12 protein-coding genes are annotated in these 16,192 nt (G+C 43.7%); 10 read left to right on the forward strand and 2 right to left on the reverse strand.

Annotated elements, in window-relative coordinates; translation table 11 throughout:
- Positions 1–3: 3 nt before the first annotated feature.
- Entirely contained in the window at positions 4–2,565 is a 2,562-nt protein-coding gene (gene mprF / locus A5868_RS00860) for a bifunctional lysylphosphatidylglycerol flippase/synthetase MprF (RefSeq protein ID WP_086305902.1), read from the forward strand.
- A 45-nt stretch (positions 2,566–2,610) separates the two neighbouring features.
- Here mprF and A5868_RS00865 read toward each other — a convergent pair whose 3' ends face one another.
- Entirely contained in the window at positions 2,611–3,015 is a 405-nt protein-coding gene (locus A5868_RS00865) for an Hsp20/alpha crystallin family protein (RefSeq protein ID WP_010782095.1), read from the reverse strand.
- Positions 3,016–3,257: 242 nt separating this feature from the next.
- Between A5868_RS00865 and ispE the strand changes: the two genes are divergently transcribed.
- The 9 genes from ispE to A5868_RS00910 all read left to right on the forward strand — a co-directional run bounded on the left by ispE (position 3,258) and on the right by A5868_RS00910 (position 13,899).
- Positions 3,258–4,109 carry a 4-(cytidine 5'-diphospho)-2-C-methyl-D-erythritol kinase gene (ispE, locus tag A5868_RS00870; protein ID WP_044925958.1) on the forward strand — a complete coding sequence of 284 codons (852 nt, stop codon included), beginning with the start codon at positions 3,258–3,260 and terminating at the stop codon, positions 4,107–4,109.
- A 238-nt stretch (positions 4,110–4,347) separates the two neighbouring features.
- Positions 4,348–5,313, forward strand: coding sequence for a metal ABC transporter substrate-binding protein (locus tag A5868_RS00875; protein WP_176281381.1), 966 nt, complete (start codon positions 4,348–4,350; stop codon positions 5,311–5,313).
- Positions 5,314–5,368: 55 nt separating this feature from the next.
- The gene (locus A5868_RS00880; RefSeq protein WP_010782092.1) at positions 5,369–6,049 is read left to right on the forward strand and encodes a metal ABC transporter ATP-binding protein; all 681 of its coding nucleotides are present in this window, start codon (positions 5,369–5,371) and stop codon (positions 6,047–6,049) included.
- A complete protein-coding gene (locus tag A5868_RS00885; RefSeq protein ID WP_010782091.1) occupies positions 6,022–6,852 on the forward strand; it encodes a metal ABC transporter permease in 831 nt (276 codons plus the stop codon). Before A5868_RS00880 ends, A5868_RS00885 begins: the two co-directional genes overlap by 28 nt.
- Before the next feature lie 239 nt (positions 6,853–7,091).
- Entirely contained in the window at positions 7,092–7,910 is an 819-nt protein-coding gene (purR, locus tag A5868_RS00890) for a pur operon repressor (protein WP_010782090.1), read from the forward strand.
- A gap of 233 nt (positions 7,911–8,143) precedes the next feature.
- Positions 8,144–9,511: a bifunctional UDP-N-acetylglucosamine diphosphorylase/glucosamine-1-phosphate N-acetyltransferase GlmU gene (gene glmU, locus A5868_RS00895; protein WP_086305901.1), complete on the forward strand. Its 1,368-nt coding sequence runs from the start codon at positions 8,144–8,146 to the stop codon at positions 9,509–9,511.
- Positions 9,512–9,608: 97 nt separating this feature from the next.
- Positions 9,609–10,580 (forward strand): ribose-phosphate diphosphokinase, encoded by a 972-nt coding sequence (locus tag A5868_RS00900; RefSeq protein ID WP_010782088.1) that lies wholly within the window; start codon positions 9,609–9,611, stop codon positions 10,578–10,580.
- Between the two features lie 168 nt (positions 10,581–10,748).
- Complete coding sequence (locus tag A5868_RS00905) at positions 10,749–13,175, forward strand: hypothetical protein (protein ID WP_086305900.1); 2,427 nt, start codon at positions 10,749–10,751, stop codon at positions 13,173–13,175.
- Positions 13,176–13,179: 4 nt separating this feature from the next.
- Positions 13,180–13,899, forward strand: a complete 720-nt coding sequence (locus A5868_RS00910) for an ABC transporter ATP-binding protein (protein WP_086305899.1) — start codon at positions 13,180–13,182, stop codon at positions 13,897–13,899.
- 689 nt (positions 13,900–14,588) lie between these two features.
- Here A5868_RS00910 and A5868_RS00915 read toward each other — a convergent pair.
- On the reverse strand, positions 14,589–16,091 hold the full coding sequence (locus A5868_RS00915) for a helix-turn-helix domain-containing protein (protein WP_010782085.1): 1,503 nt from the start codon (positions 16,089–16,091) through the stop codon (positions 14,589–14,591).
- Positions 16,092–16,192: the final 101 nt, after the last annotated feature.

Consider the following 16,192-nt stretch of genomic DNA (forward strand, 5'->3'; position numbering starts at 1 on the left):
AGGATGACGACTATCAGTCGCTGGTTCAAACGACATGCTACGTTACTTAAAATCATCTTCTTTGGGATCGTCTTATTTTTCGTAGCAAATCAATTGAAAAATATTGCCCATGGAATGAGCTGGCAAACGGTTTGGCAAACAATCAAAGAACAAGATCAACTAACATTATTAAGCATGTTAGGTATTGGACTGTGCGGAGTCCTGCCTATGCTCTTATACGATCATGTGGCTATCACGACTCTCGAAGCAACGGGGCGGCCGCGAATGAACCGCAAAGAGTGGTTCGTGTCTGCATGGACCACGAATACGATCAATAACTTGGCAGGCTTTGGCGGGGTCGTCGGAGTGAGCCTGCGGTCAAGCTTTTATGGCAAGGGGATGGAAAAGAAAAAGGTCCTAGCGGTGATCTCCAAGATCGCGCTCTTTATGTTGGCAGGACTTTCGATCATGGCCCTCATCACCGCGCTGGATCTGATTTTCCTAAGAACAGAGAATGCTTTTGTTCGCTATCGCTTTTGGCTGCTTGCGGGCGGGGCGTTTGCGCCGCTGCTTTTCGGCTTTGTCTATGGACGTCGGCGAACGATTTTTAAAGAATTTCGAGTAAAACAGATTTTTGAATTGTATCTAGCGTCTTTGGGACAATGGCTGGGGGCTTTGGCAGTCTTCTTACTCGTGGGCTATCTGATGGGGGTACGCATCGCGATCGGGGAAGTTTACCCGATGTTTGTGATTGCTACTGGCTTAGGGATGCTGACGATGGTTCCGGGAGGTGCAGGAACCTTTGACGTGATGATGATCTTAGGTCTGGGGCATTTGGGACTGGATCAAAGCACGGCGGTCGTGTGGATCTTGTTTTACCGGATCTTTTATTATTTGGTTCCGTTTCTCACAGGGATCGTTCTCTTTTTGACCAATACAAGTGTTAAAATGAATCGCTATTTTGATAATCTGCCACGTGTGCTTTCGCAAAAAATCGCGCATGTTGTCATGGTGACGGCGGTGTATTTTGCCGGAATAATGATGATTCTATTATCGACACTGACCAATCTCTCCAACATCAATCGCTTGTTTCAGGTGTTGCTGCCTTTTTCATTCGATTTTCTAGATCAAACGTTGAATCTGCTGGTCGGCTTTTTACTCTTAGGCTTTGCGCGAGGCATCTCGCAAAAGGTCAAGCGTGCTTTCTGGCCGACGATCTTGCTATTGATTTTTGGCATCGTCAATACGGTGGCGCGAACAGCCTCGATTCGGCTGATCGTTGTTTACGTAGTGATTTTGCTGATTGTATGGATGTCGCGGAAAGAGTTTTACAAGGAACGTTTTGTTTATTCTTGGGGCGCCTTGCTGTTTGACGGGATTTTGTTCGGCCTGTTGTTTATTTTCTACGCGGTAGCAGGCTATCACAGTGGGCAGCTTTGGAGCACCGAACGCTTGTCGACGAAGTATTTTGCCTTTCCTTCAGGGGATATTTGGTTCTCGGGGCTGATCGGTTTGATTCTATCGATTTTGTGTTTGGCAATTTTGTACCACTATTTAACACAAAGTGAGACAAAATTAGGTGTTTCCTGGGATGAAAAACGATTCAATTATTTAATCAACCGGTATGGTGGCACACCCGCTAGTCACTACCTGCGCGTTTCAGGGTATCAGTATTTTTATTATCAGGAAAATGGCAATGATCAAATTATTTTCGGCTTTCAAACCCGTGCCAATAAGTGTTTTGTGTTAGGGGATCCTGTGGGGAATCCTGAAAAGTGGCAGGCCGCGACGTTTGCGTTTATGGAGCACGCGGATCGATTGGGCTACCAGTTGGCGTTTTATAAGATCTCTGAAGAATACGTGCTGCTTCTACATGACCTTGGCTTCCATTTTGATAAGATCGGCGAAACAGGTGTGACGGACTTTACGCGGCACAGGCTAGATGTTTTCTCGGATCGCTTTGAATTCAAACGGTTGACCAATGAGGGGTACCAGTTCATTTACTTTGAAAAGCTGCCGGAAGAAGTTTTCGATGAGTTAGAGGAAATTTCTGATGAATGGTTAAATGGAGAAAAAGAGAAATGCTTCTCCGTTGGACGTTTTGACCGCAGTTATATCAAAACAAGCAATGTGGGGATCGCACGTGATCCGCAAAACCGGGTCGTCGGCTTCATCACTGAACAGCCGATCAACGGTGCACAGGCTTCCTTTGATCTTCTGCGTTTTCGAAATGACGTGCCGAATGAGCTGCCGACGTTCTTGAAGCTGCATTTGATGGATGAGCTGAAAAAACAAGGCTACACAGAGGTCTATCAAGGCATGGCTCCGTTAGCAAAAGTGGGCGAGACGTCCTTTGCCTTTTTAGGAGAGCGGATCATGAATTTGATTTATAAATACGGTCATTCGATTTACGCCTTCCAACAGGTAGCAGAGGAAAAAAATGTCTACGTGGATCAATGGCGCCCAAGGTATTTTGCCTACATGAAAGACAGCAGCTTCCTGTTTTCCGCCTTGCAATTATTATTTTTGATCGGTAGAGGAAAGAATAAGGGTGCTACGATCTCAGAAGAAATGATCGAAGTATAAAAATACGAGCCGCGAAAGCGCGCTCGTATTTTTTGTATGCAGAAATTAATCGATCGTGATCGCTTTGCCTTTTTTCTCTTCGTAGTTTTCTTTCGGCAAGGTCAACGTCAGGACCCCATTTTCAAAGGTCGCACGGATCTCTTCGTCGGCGATGTCTGGGACAGCGAATTGGCGATGGTACGCACTAGTGGCACGTTCTCTGCGAACAAAACGACCATCATCCTTCACTTCGTTTTCGGTAGAATGTTCTGCGTCGATTGAAAGAATGTCATTGTTGTAATGAATCGCTATTTCTGATTTCTCAAAACCAGGGAGATCCGCTTTTACTTCATAGTGGTCATCCATGTCGCGAATATCCACACTCATTTTGCGATCATCCCAAAAGGTGTTCACCAGTTTGCCAACCAAATCTTCTCCATCCAACCAGTCATTTTTCGGTAATAGATTCATACAGTATTCCTCCTCATTTGTCATAGCCTTGTTTCATACGGCAATCGAACGTGTGCTAAAAATCTGGAACATGTCGCGGGTAATCCTCTTGTTGAGTTTTGAAAGTAGCTCCTTCTTTCATGGTAAAGCCTCAGGTGAAAATATTCAACTTATTTAAAGCGCCTATGCTAGAATGAATTATCTATACATTTACTATGGGCTATGATAGAATCGTCTAGTGAAAAATTTGAACGGGTGAGAAAATGGAGATTATGGAGAAGGCCCCAGCGAAGATCAATTTGGGCCTCGATATTTTAGGCAAACGACCGGATGGCTTGCATGAATTGGCGATGGTCATGGCAAGTATTGATCTGGCGGATCGTTTGTATTTGGAAGAGATTCCCGAAAATAAAATTATCATTGAGACCAATAAGGCTTTTTTACCCACGGATAAAAAGAACCACGTTTATGAAGCGCTGGAGCTGGTCAAAGAGCGTTTTAACATAGATAAAGGACTGCGGGTCAAAATCCATAAGGAAATTCCAGTAGCGGCTGGTTTAGGTGGCGGATCAACGGATTCGGCGGCGGCTTTGCGAGCGGTCAATCGCCTTTGGAACTTGGGGCTCTCAATTGAGGAATTAGCAGCCCTTGGAGCGGAAGTTGGGTCCGACGTGCCTTATTGTGTGTATGGGCAGACTTCTTTAGTAGAAGGTTTTGGAGAAAAGGTGACCCCGATCGCACCAATGCCTCAATGCTGGGTAGTGGTGGTCAAGCCGCGAATGAGTGTTTCGACGCGTACGATTTTTGCCAAGATCGTCATGGAGGATCTGTATCATCCAGACATCGAGGCGCTGGTGTCTGCCATTGAAGAAAATGATTATCAGAAAATGACTGAGAATCTAGGCAATTCGATGGAAGTCGTAACCATCAAAAAGCATCCGGTGATCCAACAATTAAAAGATCGAATGCTGAAGTATGGTGCCGACGCGGCGATGATGAGCGGCAGTGGTCCAACGGTCTATGCACTGTGTCATAAATATTCGCGGGCCAAGCATGTGTTGAATGCATTAAAAGGGTTTTGCGACGAAGTGTATCTCGTTCGCACGCTGAAGTAGATCCTCAGGGGTCTATTTTTTTTGGCTTCTTCTCTATAAGCAAGGATTAAATAACGTAAAATCACAAATGAACCGGATACAGGTATCCTTTTTCATATGAACAAAACCTCATTTGTATTACGGTTTATCAGCGTTTTTATGTGGTAAATCGTAAATTTTACGATTTGTGTTGACGGATAGAAAAACATTTGGTAAATTGATTCTTGTCTTAAAAAGTAAAGAGAAGGTGTTTCAATAGATGAAGATGCAAAAAGGACTACTTTTATTAGGAACTGTGGTACTATCAATTTTGCTGACTGCATGCGGCAGTCAAGAGAAAAAAGAAGCGTCATCAGAAGGAAAATTGCAAGTCATGACGACGTTCTATCCAATGTATGAATTTACGAAGCAGGTCGTAGGAAATAAAGGCGAGGTGGAGTTGTTGATCCCCGCTGGTACAGAACCCCATGACTTTGAACCGTCAGCGAAAGATTTGGCTAAAATCTCCGATTCAGATGTATTTGTTTACAACAGCCCAGAATTGGAAACGTGGACGAAGAACCTGACAGATACGGTCGATACGAAGAAGACTGAAATTATCCAAGCGTCGAAGGACATCAAATTGATGGAAGGGACAGCGCATGACCATGAAGATACACACGATCATGACTCCGACGAGCACGACGAACATGGGCATCCCCATGATCTAGATCCCCATGTCTGGCTGGACCCAGCGTTAGCGATCAAAGAAGTGGAAACGATCCACGATCAGTTAAGTAAAAAATACCCAGAGGACAAAGCAGCTTTTGAGAAAAATGCCTCTAAGTATATCGAAGAATTGAAAGCCTTAGATGCAGACTATCAGGCAGCATTCAAAGAGGCGAAAAACAAAACATTCGTGACACAACACGCGGCTTTTGGCTACTTGGCCAATCAGTATGGGCTGACGCAAGAAGCCATCGCTGGAATTTCTCCAGACCAAGAACCGTCTCCGAGCCGCTTGAGTGAATTGAAACATTATGTAGAGGATCATCACGTCAAGGTCATCTATTTTGAAGAAAATGCCTCTTCAAAAGTGGCAGAAACCTTATCCAAAGAGACCGGTGTGAAGCTGGAAGTCTTGAATCCGCTGGAAAGCTTGACGGACAAACAACTCAAAAACGGTGAAAATTACGTTTCTGTCATGAGAGAGAACTTAGACGCATTAAAAGAAAGTATTAAATAGAAGCTTTCCGTTTTTTGGAAAAGCGAGTCATTTATAGGAAAAAGGGGCGAAAAAAATGTCGTATATCCAGGTAGAGGATCTTTCATTTTATTATGACAACGAACCGGTATTGGAAAACGTTTCTTACCATGTAGACCCCGGTGAGTTTGTCATTTTAACTGGAGAAAATGGTGCCGCAAAATCGACATTGATCAAAGCGACATTGGGGTTGTTAAAACCCAGCAGTGGAAAAGTAACCATTGCGAAAAAAAATTCCCAAGGGAAAAAATTGAGTATCGGCTATATTCCGCAACAGGTCGCTTCCTTCAACGCAGGATTTCCCAGCACTGTTTTGGAATTAGTAGAATCCGGGCGTTATCCGCAAGGGAAATGGTTTAAAAAACTCTCTCCTCGAGATCACGAGCATGTGCAAAAGGCACTAGAATCCGTCGATATGTGGAATATGCGCCACAAAAAGGTCGGAGAATTGTCTGGTGGGCAAAAACAGCGCATCAGCTTGGCGCGTTTGTTTGCTAAAAATCCTGATTTGCTGATTTTGGATGAACCGACTACGGGAATGGATGAGAAATCGCGCAATGCTTTTTATGAATTGCTGCGCCACAGCGCCCACGCGCATGGCAAAAGCATTCTTATGATCACCCACGATCATGAAGATACAAAAAAATACATGGATCGTCATATTCGATTGGTGCGAAAGGAGAATTCAAAATGGCGTTGCTTTCATATGAGTTCATGAGACGGGCTTTTCTAGCCGCGATCTTTATTGCAGGAATTGCCCCAATGCTGGGTGTCTTCCTAGTCATTCGCCGCCAATCACTGATGGCAGATACCCTGTCTCATGTTTCGTTAGCAGGGGTCGCCTTAGGGTTCTTCTTGAATTTGAACCCGACCGGAACGACCTTGTTAGTCGTAGTCGTCGCAGCGATCATCATGGAGTATTTGCAAAATATGTACAGCTCCTATTCGGAAATATCGATTGCGATTTTAATGGCGGCTGGTTTGGCAGTGGCCTTAGTATTGATGAGTCTGGCTCCGGGGAGTTCGGCAGTCAGCATACAGTCGTATCTGTTTGGTTCGATCGTTACGATCACTTGGCAGCAAGTCGTCTTTTTAGGGATTTTATTTGTGTTGGTAGGTATTTTGTTCCTATTATTCAAACGTCCGATGTACGTGTTGACCTTCGACGAAGACATCGCCGCAGTGGATGGGTTGCCTGTCCGCATGATGTCCATGATCTTTAATGTGGTCACAGGCGTAGCCATTGCCATAATGATCCCTATCGCAGGGGCGCTGCTGATCTCGGCGATCATGGTGCTGCCAGCCGCGATCGGGATGCGCGTCGGCAAAAGCTTTAATATCGTGATTTTCGTCAGTGTTTTCGTCGGCTTCATAGGAATGATCGGCGGATTGACCGGCTCGTACTATTTAGACACACCGCCGGGCGCAACGATTACACTGGGCTTTATCTTATTGTTCCTAATCGTTAACGGGATTCGCCAATTCCGAATCATGATTCAACGTAGACAGGTTCAAAAGTAGAGGAAAGCGAAAGCTTTTCCTCTTTTTTTGCGCAATAATTAATAAATTCCGAACTTTTCGACTTTAAAACAAGAAAATGCTCGAATTTTATTCGCTAAACCCTTATAATGAGAAACGATAAATCAGAAAAGACGATCAAATGCGTGCTATTCGTTTTCTATGAACAGATAGACGCTCAAAATCAAGTATTATTTTCCGGTTGAAAAATAGGACATTAAATTGAAATAGGAGTGAATTACGTGAAAGTACGTCGAAGTGAACGATTAATCGACATGACACAATATTTGTTGGATCATCCCCATGACTTGATTCCACTAACATTTTTTGCAGCTAGATATGGTTCGGCCAAATCATCGATCAGTGAAGATTTAGCCATCGTAAAGAAAACATTCAAAGAACGAGGAACCGGCTTTTTAGAAACGATCCCTGGTGCTGCGGGCGGTGTTGTCTTCACACCAAGTATCACAGACGAAGAAGCACAAGAATATATCGAATCTTTGGCGGAACGTCTGTCAGAAGAAGACCGTTTATTACCTGGCGGCTATGTTTATTTGTCCGATATGCTGGGACAGCCTGACTTGCTTCGCAAAGTAGGACGGATCATCGCAGCGCAATATTTAGACAAAAATGTGGATGCCGTCATGACGGTTGCCACAAAAGGGGTACCGATCGCGCAGGCTGTTTCCTACTACTTGAACGCGCCATTTGTCATCGTTCGCCGTGACTCAAAGATTACGGAAGGTTCAACCGTCAGTGTGAATTATGTTTCAGGTTCTTCAGAGCGAATCGAGAAAATGGAACTGTCAAAACGCAGCTTGAAACGCGGATCAAAAGTTTTGATCGTGGATGACTTCATGAAGGGCGGCGGGACCGTTAACGGAATGAAGAGCCTGATCGAAGAATTTGAAGCGGAGCTTGTGGGTATTACCGTTTTTGCAGAATCGAAGTTCAAAGGTGAACGCGCCATCGATGATTACAATTCATTGCTGTTCGTCCAAGATGTCGATACGAGTACGAAAACCATTACCGTCGTACCGGGAAATTGCTTCGATAACTAAAATATAGAAGTGCTATGCTGAGTGGACTCCCTTTATTTTTTAATGGATGGAGTCTAACGGGCTAGCCTTTTTTGCGTCTGGCTAGTAAAATGGTAGAAGCGCGGAAAATGACGGATCGACGAAAGACCGCAAATGGAAGGAAAACGTGTTTTTGTTTGTTGTTGCACGGTCTGTCTCGTTAGAAACTTCCCAAAATATAAAAAACAGTTTAAACGAATAAGGAGTGACTTCTTTTGGAAAATCGTTACGCGATTATTTTAGCAGCGGGTAAAGGAACTCGCATGAAATCAAAATTATACAAAGTCCTGCATCCTGTTGCAGGAAAACCAATGGTTGAACATATTATCGAGCGGGTGGTAGAGACCCAACCAACAGAGATCGTGACCATCGTGGGACACGGTGCGGAAATGGTCAAGGAACAATTAGGCGACCGCAGTGAATACGCGCTGCAGGCGGAACAATTAGGAACCGGCCATGCTGTGATGCAAGCAGCCGAATTCTTAAAAGGAAAAAAAGGTACAACGTTGGTCATCAGTGGCGATACGCCGCTGCTTACGACCCAAACCTTAAACAATTTGTTTGACTATCACCAAGGCAAGAAGGCCAGCGCGACGATCCTGACCGCTCATGCCGACGATCCGACCGGCTATGGCCGTATTTTACGTGATCATGTCGGCATCGTAGAGAAAATCGTTGAACAAAAAGATGCCACTCCAGAAGAAGCACGGACGCAAGAAATCAATACAGGAACCTACTGTTTTGACAATGAACAACTGTTTGCGGCACTGGAAAAAATCGGAACGAACAATGCACAGGGAGAATATTACCTGACGGATATCGTTGAGATCTTAAAAAACGAAGATCAAACAGTGGCCGCTTACCAAACGGAAGACTTCGAGGAGTCTTTAGGGGTAAACGACCGCATTGCATTAGCCAATGCCAATGAAAGTATGCGCCGCCGCATCAACCGTCAACACATGGTCAATGGCGTAACGTTTATTGATCCGGCAACGACGTACATTGATGCAGGAATCGAGATCGGTTCTGATACGATCATCGAACCCGGCGTGCAGATTCAAGGAAACACAGTGATCGGTTCAGACTGTGTCATCGGTGCACATTCAAAAATCGTCGACAGTACGATTGAAGACAATGTCGAGATCAAAGCATCTGTTTTAGAAGAATGCATCGTGCGAAAAAATGCAGATGTAGGTCCAAATGCTCACTTACGTCCACAAGCGGATATTGGGGAAAATGCCCATATCGGGAATTATGTGGAGATCAAAAAAGCAACGATCGGTGAAAATACGAAGGTCGGTCATTTGACGTATGTAGGCGATGCGACACTTGGAAAAGATATCAATGTGGGCTGCGGCGTTGTTTTTGTCAACTATGACGGCAAAAATAAACACCATACCCATGTCGGCGACCATGTCTTCATCGGTTCAGGTACCAATATCATCGCGCCTGTCACGATCGCTGACAACAGTGCGACCGCGGCCGGTTCAACGATCACGAATGATATCGCTGAAGGCGACATGGCCATCGCCCGTGCACGTCAAGTGAACAAAGAAGGGTATGCAAATCATCTGCCATTTTAAGGAAAATCTCTTGATTTCTTAAAAGGAAATGACTAGTATTTTATTTGAAATGGTATATAATCGGTAGCGTACGTTTAAAAAGAAAGTGGAGGTCCCCATGTCGAAACATTATTTTGATCCAAGATTGAAAATTTTTGCTTTGAATTCAAATCGTCCCCTAGCTGAGAAAATCGCTGAAGAAGTTGGTGTTGAACTCGGAAAAAGTTCCGTTACCCAATTTAGCGATGGTGAGATTCAAGTAAACATTGAAGAAAGTATTCGTGGCTGTCATGTCTATGTCGTTCAGTCAACAAGTAGTCCGGTAAATGATAACTTGATGGAATTGTTGATTATGATCGATGCCTTGAAACGGGCGAGTGCAAAAACAATCAACGTCGTAATGCCTTATTATGGTTATGCCCGTCAGGATCGTAAAGCACGTGCACGGGAACCAATTACTGCAAAACTTGTAGCCAACATGATCGAAAAAGCTGGCGCAACACGTCTGTTGACGCTAGATCTGCATGCGTCTCAAATCCAAGGATTCTTTGATATTCCTGTGGATCACTTAATGGGTGCACCATTGATCGCGGATTACTTTTTAGAAAAAGGAATCTACGGCGACGATGTCGTGGTTGTTTCACCTGACCATGGCGGGGTAACACGCGCACGTAAATTAGCAGAGTTCTTGAAGGCGCCGATCGCGATCATCGACAAACGTCGTCCGAAAGCAAACGTCGCTGAAGTCATGAATATTATCGGGAAAGTCGATGGCAAAACGTGTGTCATCATCGATGATATGATCGATACCGCAGGGACGATCACACTTGCAGCGAATGCGCTGAAAGAAGCGGGAGCTAAACAAGTGTATGCGTCATGTACACACCCTGTTTTATCTGGTCCAGCAATGCAGCGTATCCAAGATTCAGCGATCGAGCATTTAGTCGTAACTGATTCGATCTACTTATCTGAAGAACGTAAAATCGACAAGATCGATGAAATCAGTGTGGGTGTATTGATGGGGGATGCAATCAAACGTATCCACGAAAACAAACCAGTTAGCCCATTGTTTGAAACACATAAAAAATAAAGTTGTTGAACTAGATACTCTATAGAAGGGTATCTAGTTTTTTTGTGCGTTCAATTGCCGGGTGTCTTTTTTTATCACTTGTAAGAAATTTGGAGAAGCGCTTTCACCTGAGTGTACTTCTGATATGATAGTAAGTAGAAGGACGTAGCAGAGAGGACGGAGGCACATATGCAAAAGTGGATGGATCGTATTTCTATGGTCGTTGGCTACGGTGTAGTCATCATTGCTTTATTTTTTAAACTTATTGGCGGAACAGGTCAACGGTATAGCTTGATCGAGGTCTGGGTTCGCAGTTTGTTGAGTGGTCATTTTCTGCACTTTTGGCAAACCGCTTTTCCCGCAGGAGTCGGTCTTTTAGTAGGATCTGGTTTCTTTTTGGTCTTAGTTCTTCTATACGGACTCGATGCACTGCTGATTACTCGTCACCGCCACGTTTCCTTCGTGCAATCAGCAAAAGCAGCTTGGTTGTACTTTACGATGTTTTTCTATTTTATTTTTATTCAATTTTATGCCAGCAGTATGTGGCTGGTCCTTTTTTTGATTTTGTGTGCGTTGGAATTTCTACTGAATCGGTACCTTGAGGACAAAGTTGAACGGGACCGAAAGTATGCAGAAGCGCAAAAAGTTGAAAAAGCCTATTTGAAAGAACGGAAGCGGCGGCTGGCTTTTCCGGGAAGCTACCCACCGGTGGTGCATCAGATTATTCGTAAAAATATCCGCTTTTACTATAAGGACTATCTGCTGTTGGTTTTATCGAATGCGCTGGTGTTTTTCGTAGTGCGCCTGCTCTTTTTCACGTATCACGAATTTAGCAGCGGGCACAGCCTGGAGACTCTCTTTGATCGAACGGGCCTTCTTCGGATCATGATTGAATCCGGTGGGGTCTTACTCCTGTTGCTGTTCTTGTTTTTGAGTTTTATGGACGGTTTATTTATTGATTTTAAAGCGAAGCATATGGAGCTGCTGATCCAACTGGGGATTCGGAAAAAGACATTTCTTCTTCTTCTGCTGGAAGAATTTGGTCTTTGTGGATTACTGGGAATCGGATTGGGGAGTATCGCCAGCTTGTTGATAACTCGGGGCGGGGAAGGCTTTGGTTGGGCCGTGTTGTTATCCACAGGGCTGTGGATAGTTGCGATGGCTGTGCATCAAGAAAAGATTTTACGGCTGATCCAGTTTCAACCACGAGAGCGGCGAGGCCCCGATCAACCTAGCGATCGTTGGTTACCCGTATTCCTGACGCTCGGTCTGCTTTTTTTTGCAGTGACTTTTTGGTGGTTTCATCGTCGAAAATCAGCGGAGACGTTGCTAGTGATCGGGCCTCTGACGGTCGCACTATTTCTACTGTTTTACAGCGCAGGGGGCGCATATGTCAAACGTAAGTATAAGAAACGAGTGTTTCTGCTCTCTCGAAACGATTTTTTCTATCGTTTCCGCAAGAGTATCCATGTTTTTGTGCTAACCACACTTTTGCAGTTGTTGATAGTGGGCTTCTTTTTGCCGCGTTTGATCCCCCTTCAATTGACCACGGTGAATTCTTTGTTTCCTTATGACGTCGTCGCAAAAGTCAAACAGCCGGAAGTGAAAAAGGTAGAACGAGCGTTGAAACAGGAACACGCGCAGTGGACAACGTATCCCTATGTGCCGGTCACATCTGTGGATGGCGATCCTGAGTGGGAATTTTTCGGGACTTCACGACCAGTGATGTTCATTCAAGGACAGCATATCGGGATTTCAGAAGCAACCTATCAACAGCTTCGTCAGATGAATCACTTGGGGCAGCATCCTTTGGGATTAAAAAAGGGGCAGTGGCATGTCGTTTATCAACAGGCGATCAGTATTCGTGGACAACCGATTGACTGGGACCCTCAAAGCGCCCGTCCGCGTTTGAGAATCGGGACGCCTTTAGAAAGCTACAATACTGCCAATGTCGATCAGATTTTTCCAATGCGCCAAATCAAGAGTCAGGAGCGTCTGCTGTTAACTGGGATGTTTCAACGGGGCCTGCAAGAAAATATTCTTGTGTTCGCCGATGAGGAATTTGCGGAATTCGCTAAAATGAAGGCCCCTCGCCAGTTGTTTTTGATCACTGGGGATCAAGCCGTCGGCGCGTCGCTGCATTTTTTGAAGCAGCAGTACGCGGAGGATAAACGTTGGGACGCAGCGATCGAACCTGTGTATGAGAAGGTTCAACGAAAACGAAACGTAGTCACTGAAAATCAGTTACACGTTTTATTGTTGTTGTTTACCGTGTTCGTTTGCCTGTTCATCAGTGTCGGGATACTTGCAGCAAAATTTGAAAGTGATCACGACGATCTGCTTGCACGCCGGCGATTGTTGGATCAATTAGGGATGCGTCAGAAGGAACAGCGGAAACTAATAAAAGAGCAAGTTGGACTTTTCCTGCTCGTCCCCATACTTGTCGGGTTAGTAATCAGTTTGGGCTTTATTTGGATCATGGGCACGCTGCGTTTCTTTGAGATAAATGAATGGCAGCAATTTACCCGTCTTTTTCTAATAGACTACAGTCTGTATTTGTTTTGTTGGGCACTGACGGCGGTCTTTCTTTATCGTCGAATTGAAAAGTGGAGGTAACTAGATGGAACCGATCATTGAAGCGGTAGCAATCAAGAAGAATTATGGGCAGCAGAACGTATTAAGAGGGATTGATCTAGCGATTCTTCCTGGGGATTTCCTGTGTATCATGGGGCGCTCCGGATGCGGGAAGACGACCTTACTGAAAATAATAGGCCTGATGCATCCTCCGACCAGCGGGGAAGTTGTCTTCGAATCCAGATGGACGCAGTCGCTTTTTCCAGATGAGCTTTCGGATATTCGCAGGAGAAAAATCGGTTTTGTGTTTCAGGAGTTTAACTTGATGGAGAGTATCAGTGTAAAGGAAAATATTCTTTTGCCAGCGATTTTGGATAAACAGGACATCACGAAAGCAGAAGAACGAATGGCGCCATTTTTTCAACTGTTGCGGATCGAGCAGCTCTTGGACAAGCTGCCGCAGGAATTATCTGTTGGAGAAAAGCAGCGAGCGGCGATTTGCAGAGCGCTGATAAATGAACCGCAAATTATTTTAGCCGATGAACCAACTGGAAATTTAGACAGCAATGCCGGAGCAGAAGTCATTAATATTTTTAAACGAATCAATCAAGAACTAGGCATCACGATCGTCATGATCACCCACGACAGTAAAGTCGCGCAGGCGGCTAAAGAGGTGCTTTTTTTGAAGGATGGAAAAATTTATGACCGTCTGGTAAATGGTGTGGGGTCTGAAACACAAATATCGGAGAAAATGTTAGAAGTTTAATAGGAATATAAAGAAAAGAAGTGTCCGTTCAATCGGAGACTTCTTTTTTGCTGCGTCTAAAAATAAGGATTGGACCGGGTCCGTTATGGCTAACATTGGCAACAATCCTACGCTTTTTGAGCCCCAACCAGCAGAGAAAATGCGAATGAAACGCATGAAATCACCGCCATATTTTAGAGACAAAAAAAGAGCTCATCGGTGGGTGGCCGATGAGCAAAGGAGTTAAAAAATGAAAAAGTGTTAGGGTTGTTTGTTGGTATACTTATATAATAGCAAGGAGATGTGAAAAAAGTGTGAACGAGGATTGTTTGAAAATTAAAAATTTTATAAAGAATATGGTTATTAATTAACTTGACAAGTATTTTTAATCTTATTTTTATAAAAAAAGAGCTCATCGGTGGGTGGCCGATGAGCAAAGGAGTTAAAAAATGAAAAAGTGTTAGGGTTGTTTGTTGGTATGCTTATATATTAGCAAGTAGTTATGAATAAAATGTGATAAAAGACTAGAGAAACAATTAATTTTAGCGAAAATAAATCTTTCTAACTAGTATAAACAAGAGTGTACTTACTTTTTCTTTTGAAACAAGAAGGCTTTTTAGCAGGGAGCACTCACTTCAAAAGACAAAAAAGCCGAAAAGGAGGTGGGCTTCCTAGAAAGCGCTCCTTTTCGGCTTGAGAATGACACGAGCTTATTCGTATACTCGGTTCTTTTTGTCGTAAATATTTCGCAGCTCTAAATAAAGTGGGACAAGTTCATTCTTAGTATAAGGGAAATCCAGTTGGTACAATTGAATATTTGGTTTTTCCTTTTTCAATAAGGAAGAAGAACTGATGATCAGATCATAATCGTCTTTCAAGGACACGTCGTAAGGCTCGGCATCAATGAAGCGCAGATCTTCCAAGAAACGGTACAAGTCGCGAACGAAAATTGCATTATGCTCTAACGCGATCCCTACTTTCAAATTATGCGCATAAGGAAACTGATTAAAGTAAGGCAATAACAAGCGCTTGAAGGCACGTGTGATCATTGGATGGATCGAACTGATAAAGCTGTAAGAAGGATTCTCTTTAGCTAATTGCATGAAATTTTGGATGTTTTGGAATAAAATGTATTCGCCTCGTGTTTGCTTCGCTTCTGGGTCCAGCACCAATTCAATAATGCTAGGAAACGGCTGACGGAAAATAAAGTAGCCGAACGTGATGTTCAGCATATTTGCCACAACCAAAGGGTCATCCATAATTTCCGGACGATCTGGGAACAATGCCTTTTTGGCAAAGGTACAGAACTCCATAACAAAATCATTGACCGGATTTGGACGAGCATCGAAGTCATGGATCGTCTGTTTCATGCTTTGATCGTCTCGAATCGTATAGAAGGGTGAGTAGTGCGCCAAGAAATAAATAAAACTGGATTCACCTTTCAATTGACGGGTCGTCATGGGAACATCTACTAATTCTCGTAAGGACGTAAAATCATAGTAAGGATTGTCCTTCATCAAGAAATTATAGCGAGGATCGTATTTGACGAACTTTTTATTGCTGACGCGGATCATGTTGATGCTGGTGAATAGCTTGATCTCCTGATTGCCGAAATACGTGCGTGACAGAGGGAAATAATCCTTGTACGTATCCATGATCTTCGCCAATTGATGCTGGTCAACATCTAACGGGCATTCAATTCCGCGAGTTCCAAGCCATAAAAGGTCGAATAACGCTAAACGAATCAAGCGTTCATCACCGGACATGCCGGCTTCTGTGTATGTAAAGCGAATATTGAAGCGTTTCAAGTGTTTTTTAAGTTTGTCGATCTTCCGGGAAACGGTGGAGCGGCTCACAAAATATTTTTCACAAAATTGTTCAATTGTTGGATTTTCTTCATTCAAGAAGTATAAGATAAACTGGAATGGGACGGCCTGTTGCAACAAGTGGTAACGATACTCATCGATCGTAGCATTTAAGTTTTCTAAATTCACTTTGCCGGCGCGCATCATGATCGTTTCATGGTTGGGCCGAATCTCCGCCAATTCTTGATCTATTTCATTTAATTCAATCACACTTTGCTGGTAGTTTAAATCTAAATCTTCTGACAATTGACTGATTGCTAACACTTGCTTGGTGGACTGATTTAAATATTTAAAAATATTAAAACGTAAGAGGAGCGACGCATCAAACATAAGTTCCTCATATAACATCTGTTTTCCTCCTTTATTAAATTAGGCGATTAATCTGAATTTTTTTAAGCATATTTCTTTTATATTGTACTTTATTTACATAAACCTGTCAGTTATTAACC

The organism is Enterococcus sp. 12F9_DIV0723 (assembly GCF_002174375.1).
Taxonomy (GTDB): Bacteria; Bacillota; Bacilli; order Lactobacillales; family Enterococcaceae; genus Enterococcus_A; species Enterococcus_A gilvus.

What these genes read in the sequence shown, in the direction of transcription:
- A5868_RS00880 (WP_010782092.1), top strand. Translation starts at nt 5,369, where the DNA reads ATGTCGTATATCCAGGTAGAGGATCTTTCATTTTATTATGACAACGAA.
- A5868_RS00910 (WP_086305899.1), top strand. Translation starts at nt 13,180, where the DNA reads ATGGAACCGATCATTGAAGCGGTAGCAATCAAGAAGAATTATGGGCAG.
- A5868_RS00905 (WP_086305900.1), top strand. Translation starts at nt 10,749, where the DNA reads ATGCAAAAGTGGATGGATCGTATTTCTATGGTCGTTGGCTACGGTGTA.
- A5868_RS00875 (WP_176281381.1), top strand. Translation starts at nt 4,348, where the DNA reads ATGAAGATGCAAAAAGGACTACTTTTATTAGGAACTGTGGTACTATCA.
- A5868_RS00900 (WP_010782088.1), top strand. Translation starts at nt 9,609, where the DNA reads ATGTCGAAACATTATTTTGATCCAAGATTGAAAATTTTTGCTTTGAAT.
- A5868_RS00885 (WP_010782091.1), top strand. Translation starts at nt 6,022, where the DNA reads ATGGCGTTGCTTTCATATGAGTTCATGAGACGGGCTTTTCTAGCCGCG.
- ispE (WP_044925958.1), top strand. Translation starts at nt 3,258, where the DNA reads ATGGAGATTATGGAGAAGGCCCCAGCGAAGATCAATTTGGGCCTCGAT.
- A5868_RS00865 (WP_010782095.1), bottom strand. Translation starts at nt 3,015, where the DNA reads ATGAATCTATTACCGAAAAATGACTGGTTGGATGGAGAAGATTTGGTT.
- mprF (WP_086305902.1), top strand. Translation starts at nt 4, where the DNA reads ATGACGACTATCAGTCGCTGGTTCAAACGACATGCTACGTTACTTAAA.
- A5868_RS00915 (WP_010782085.1), bottom strand. Translation starts at nt 16,091, where the DNA reads ATGTTATATGAGGAACTTATGTTTGATGCGTCGCTCCTCTTACGTTTT.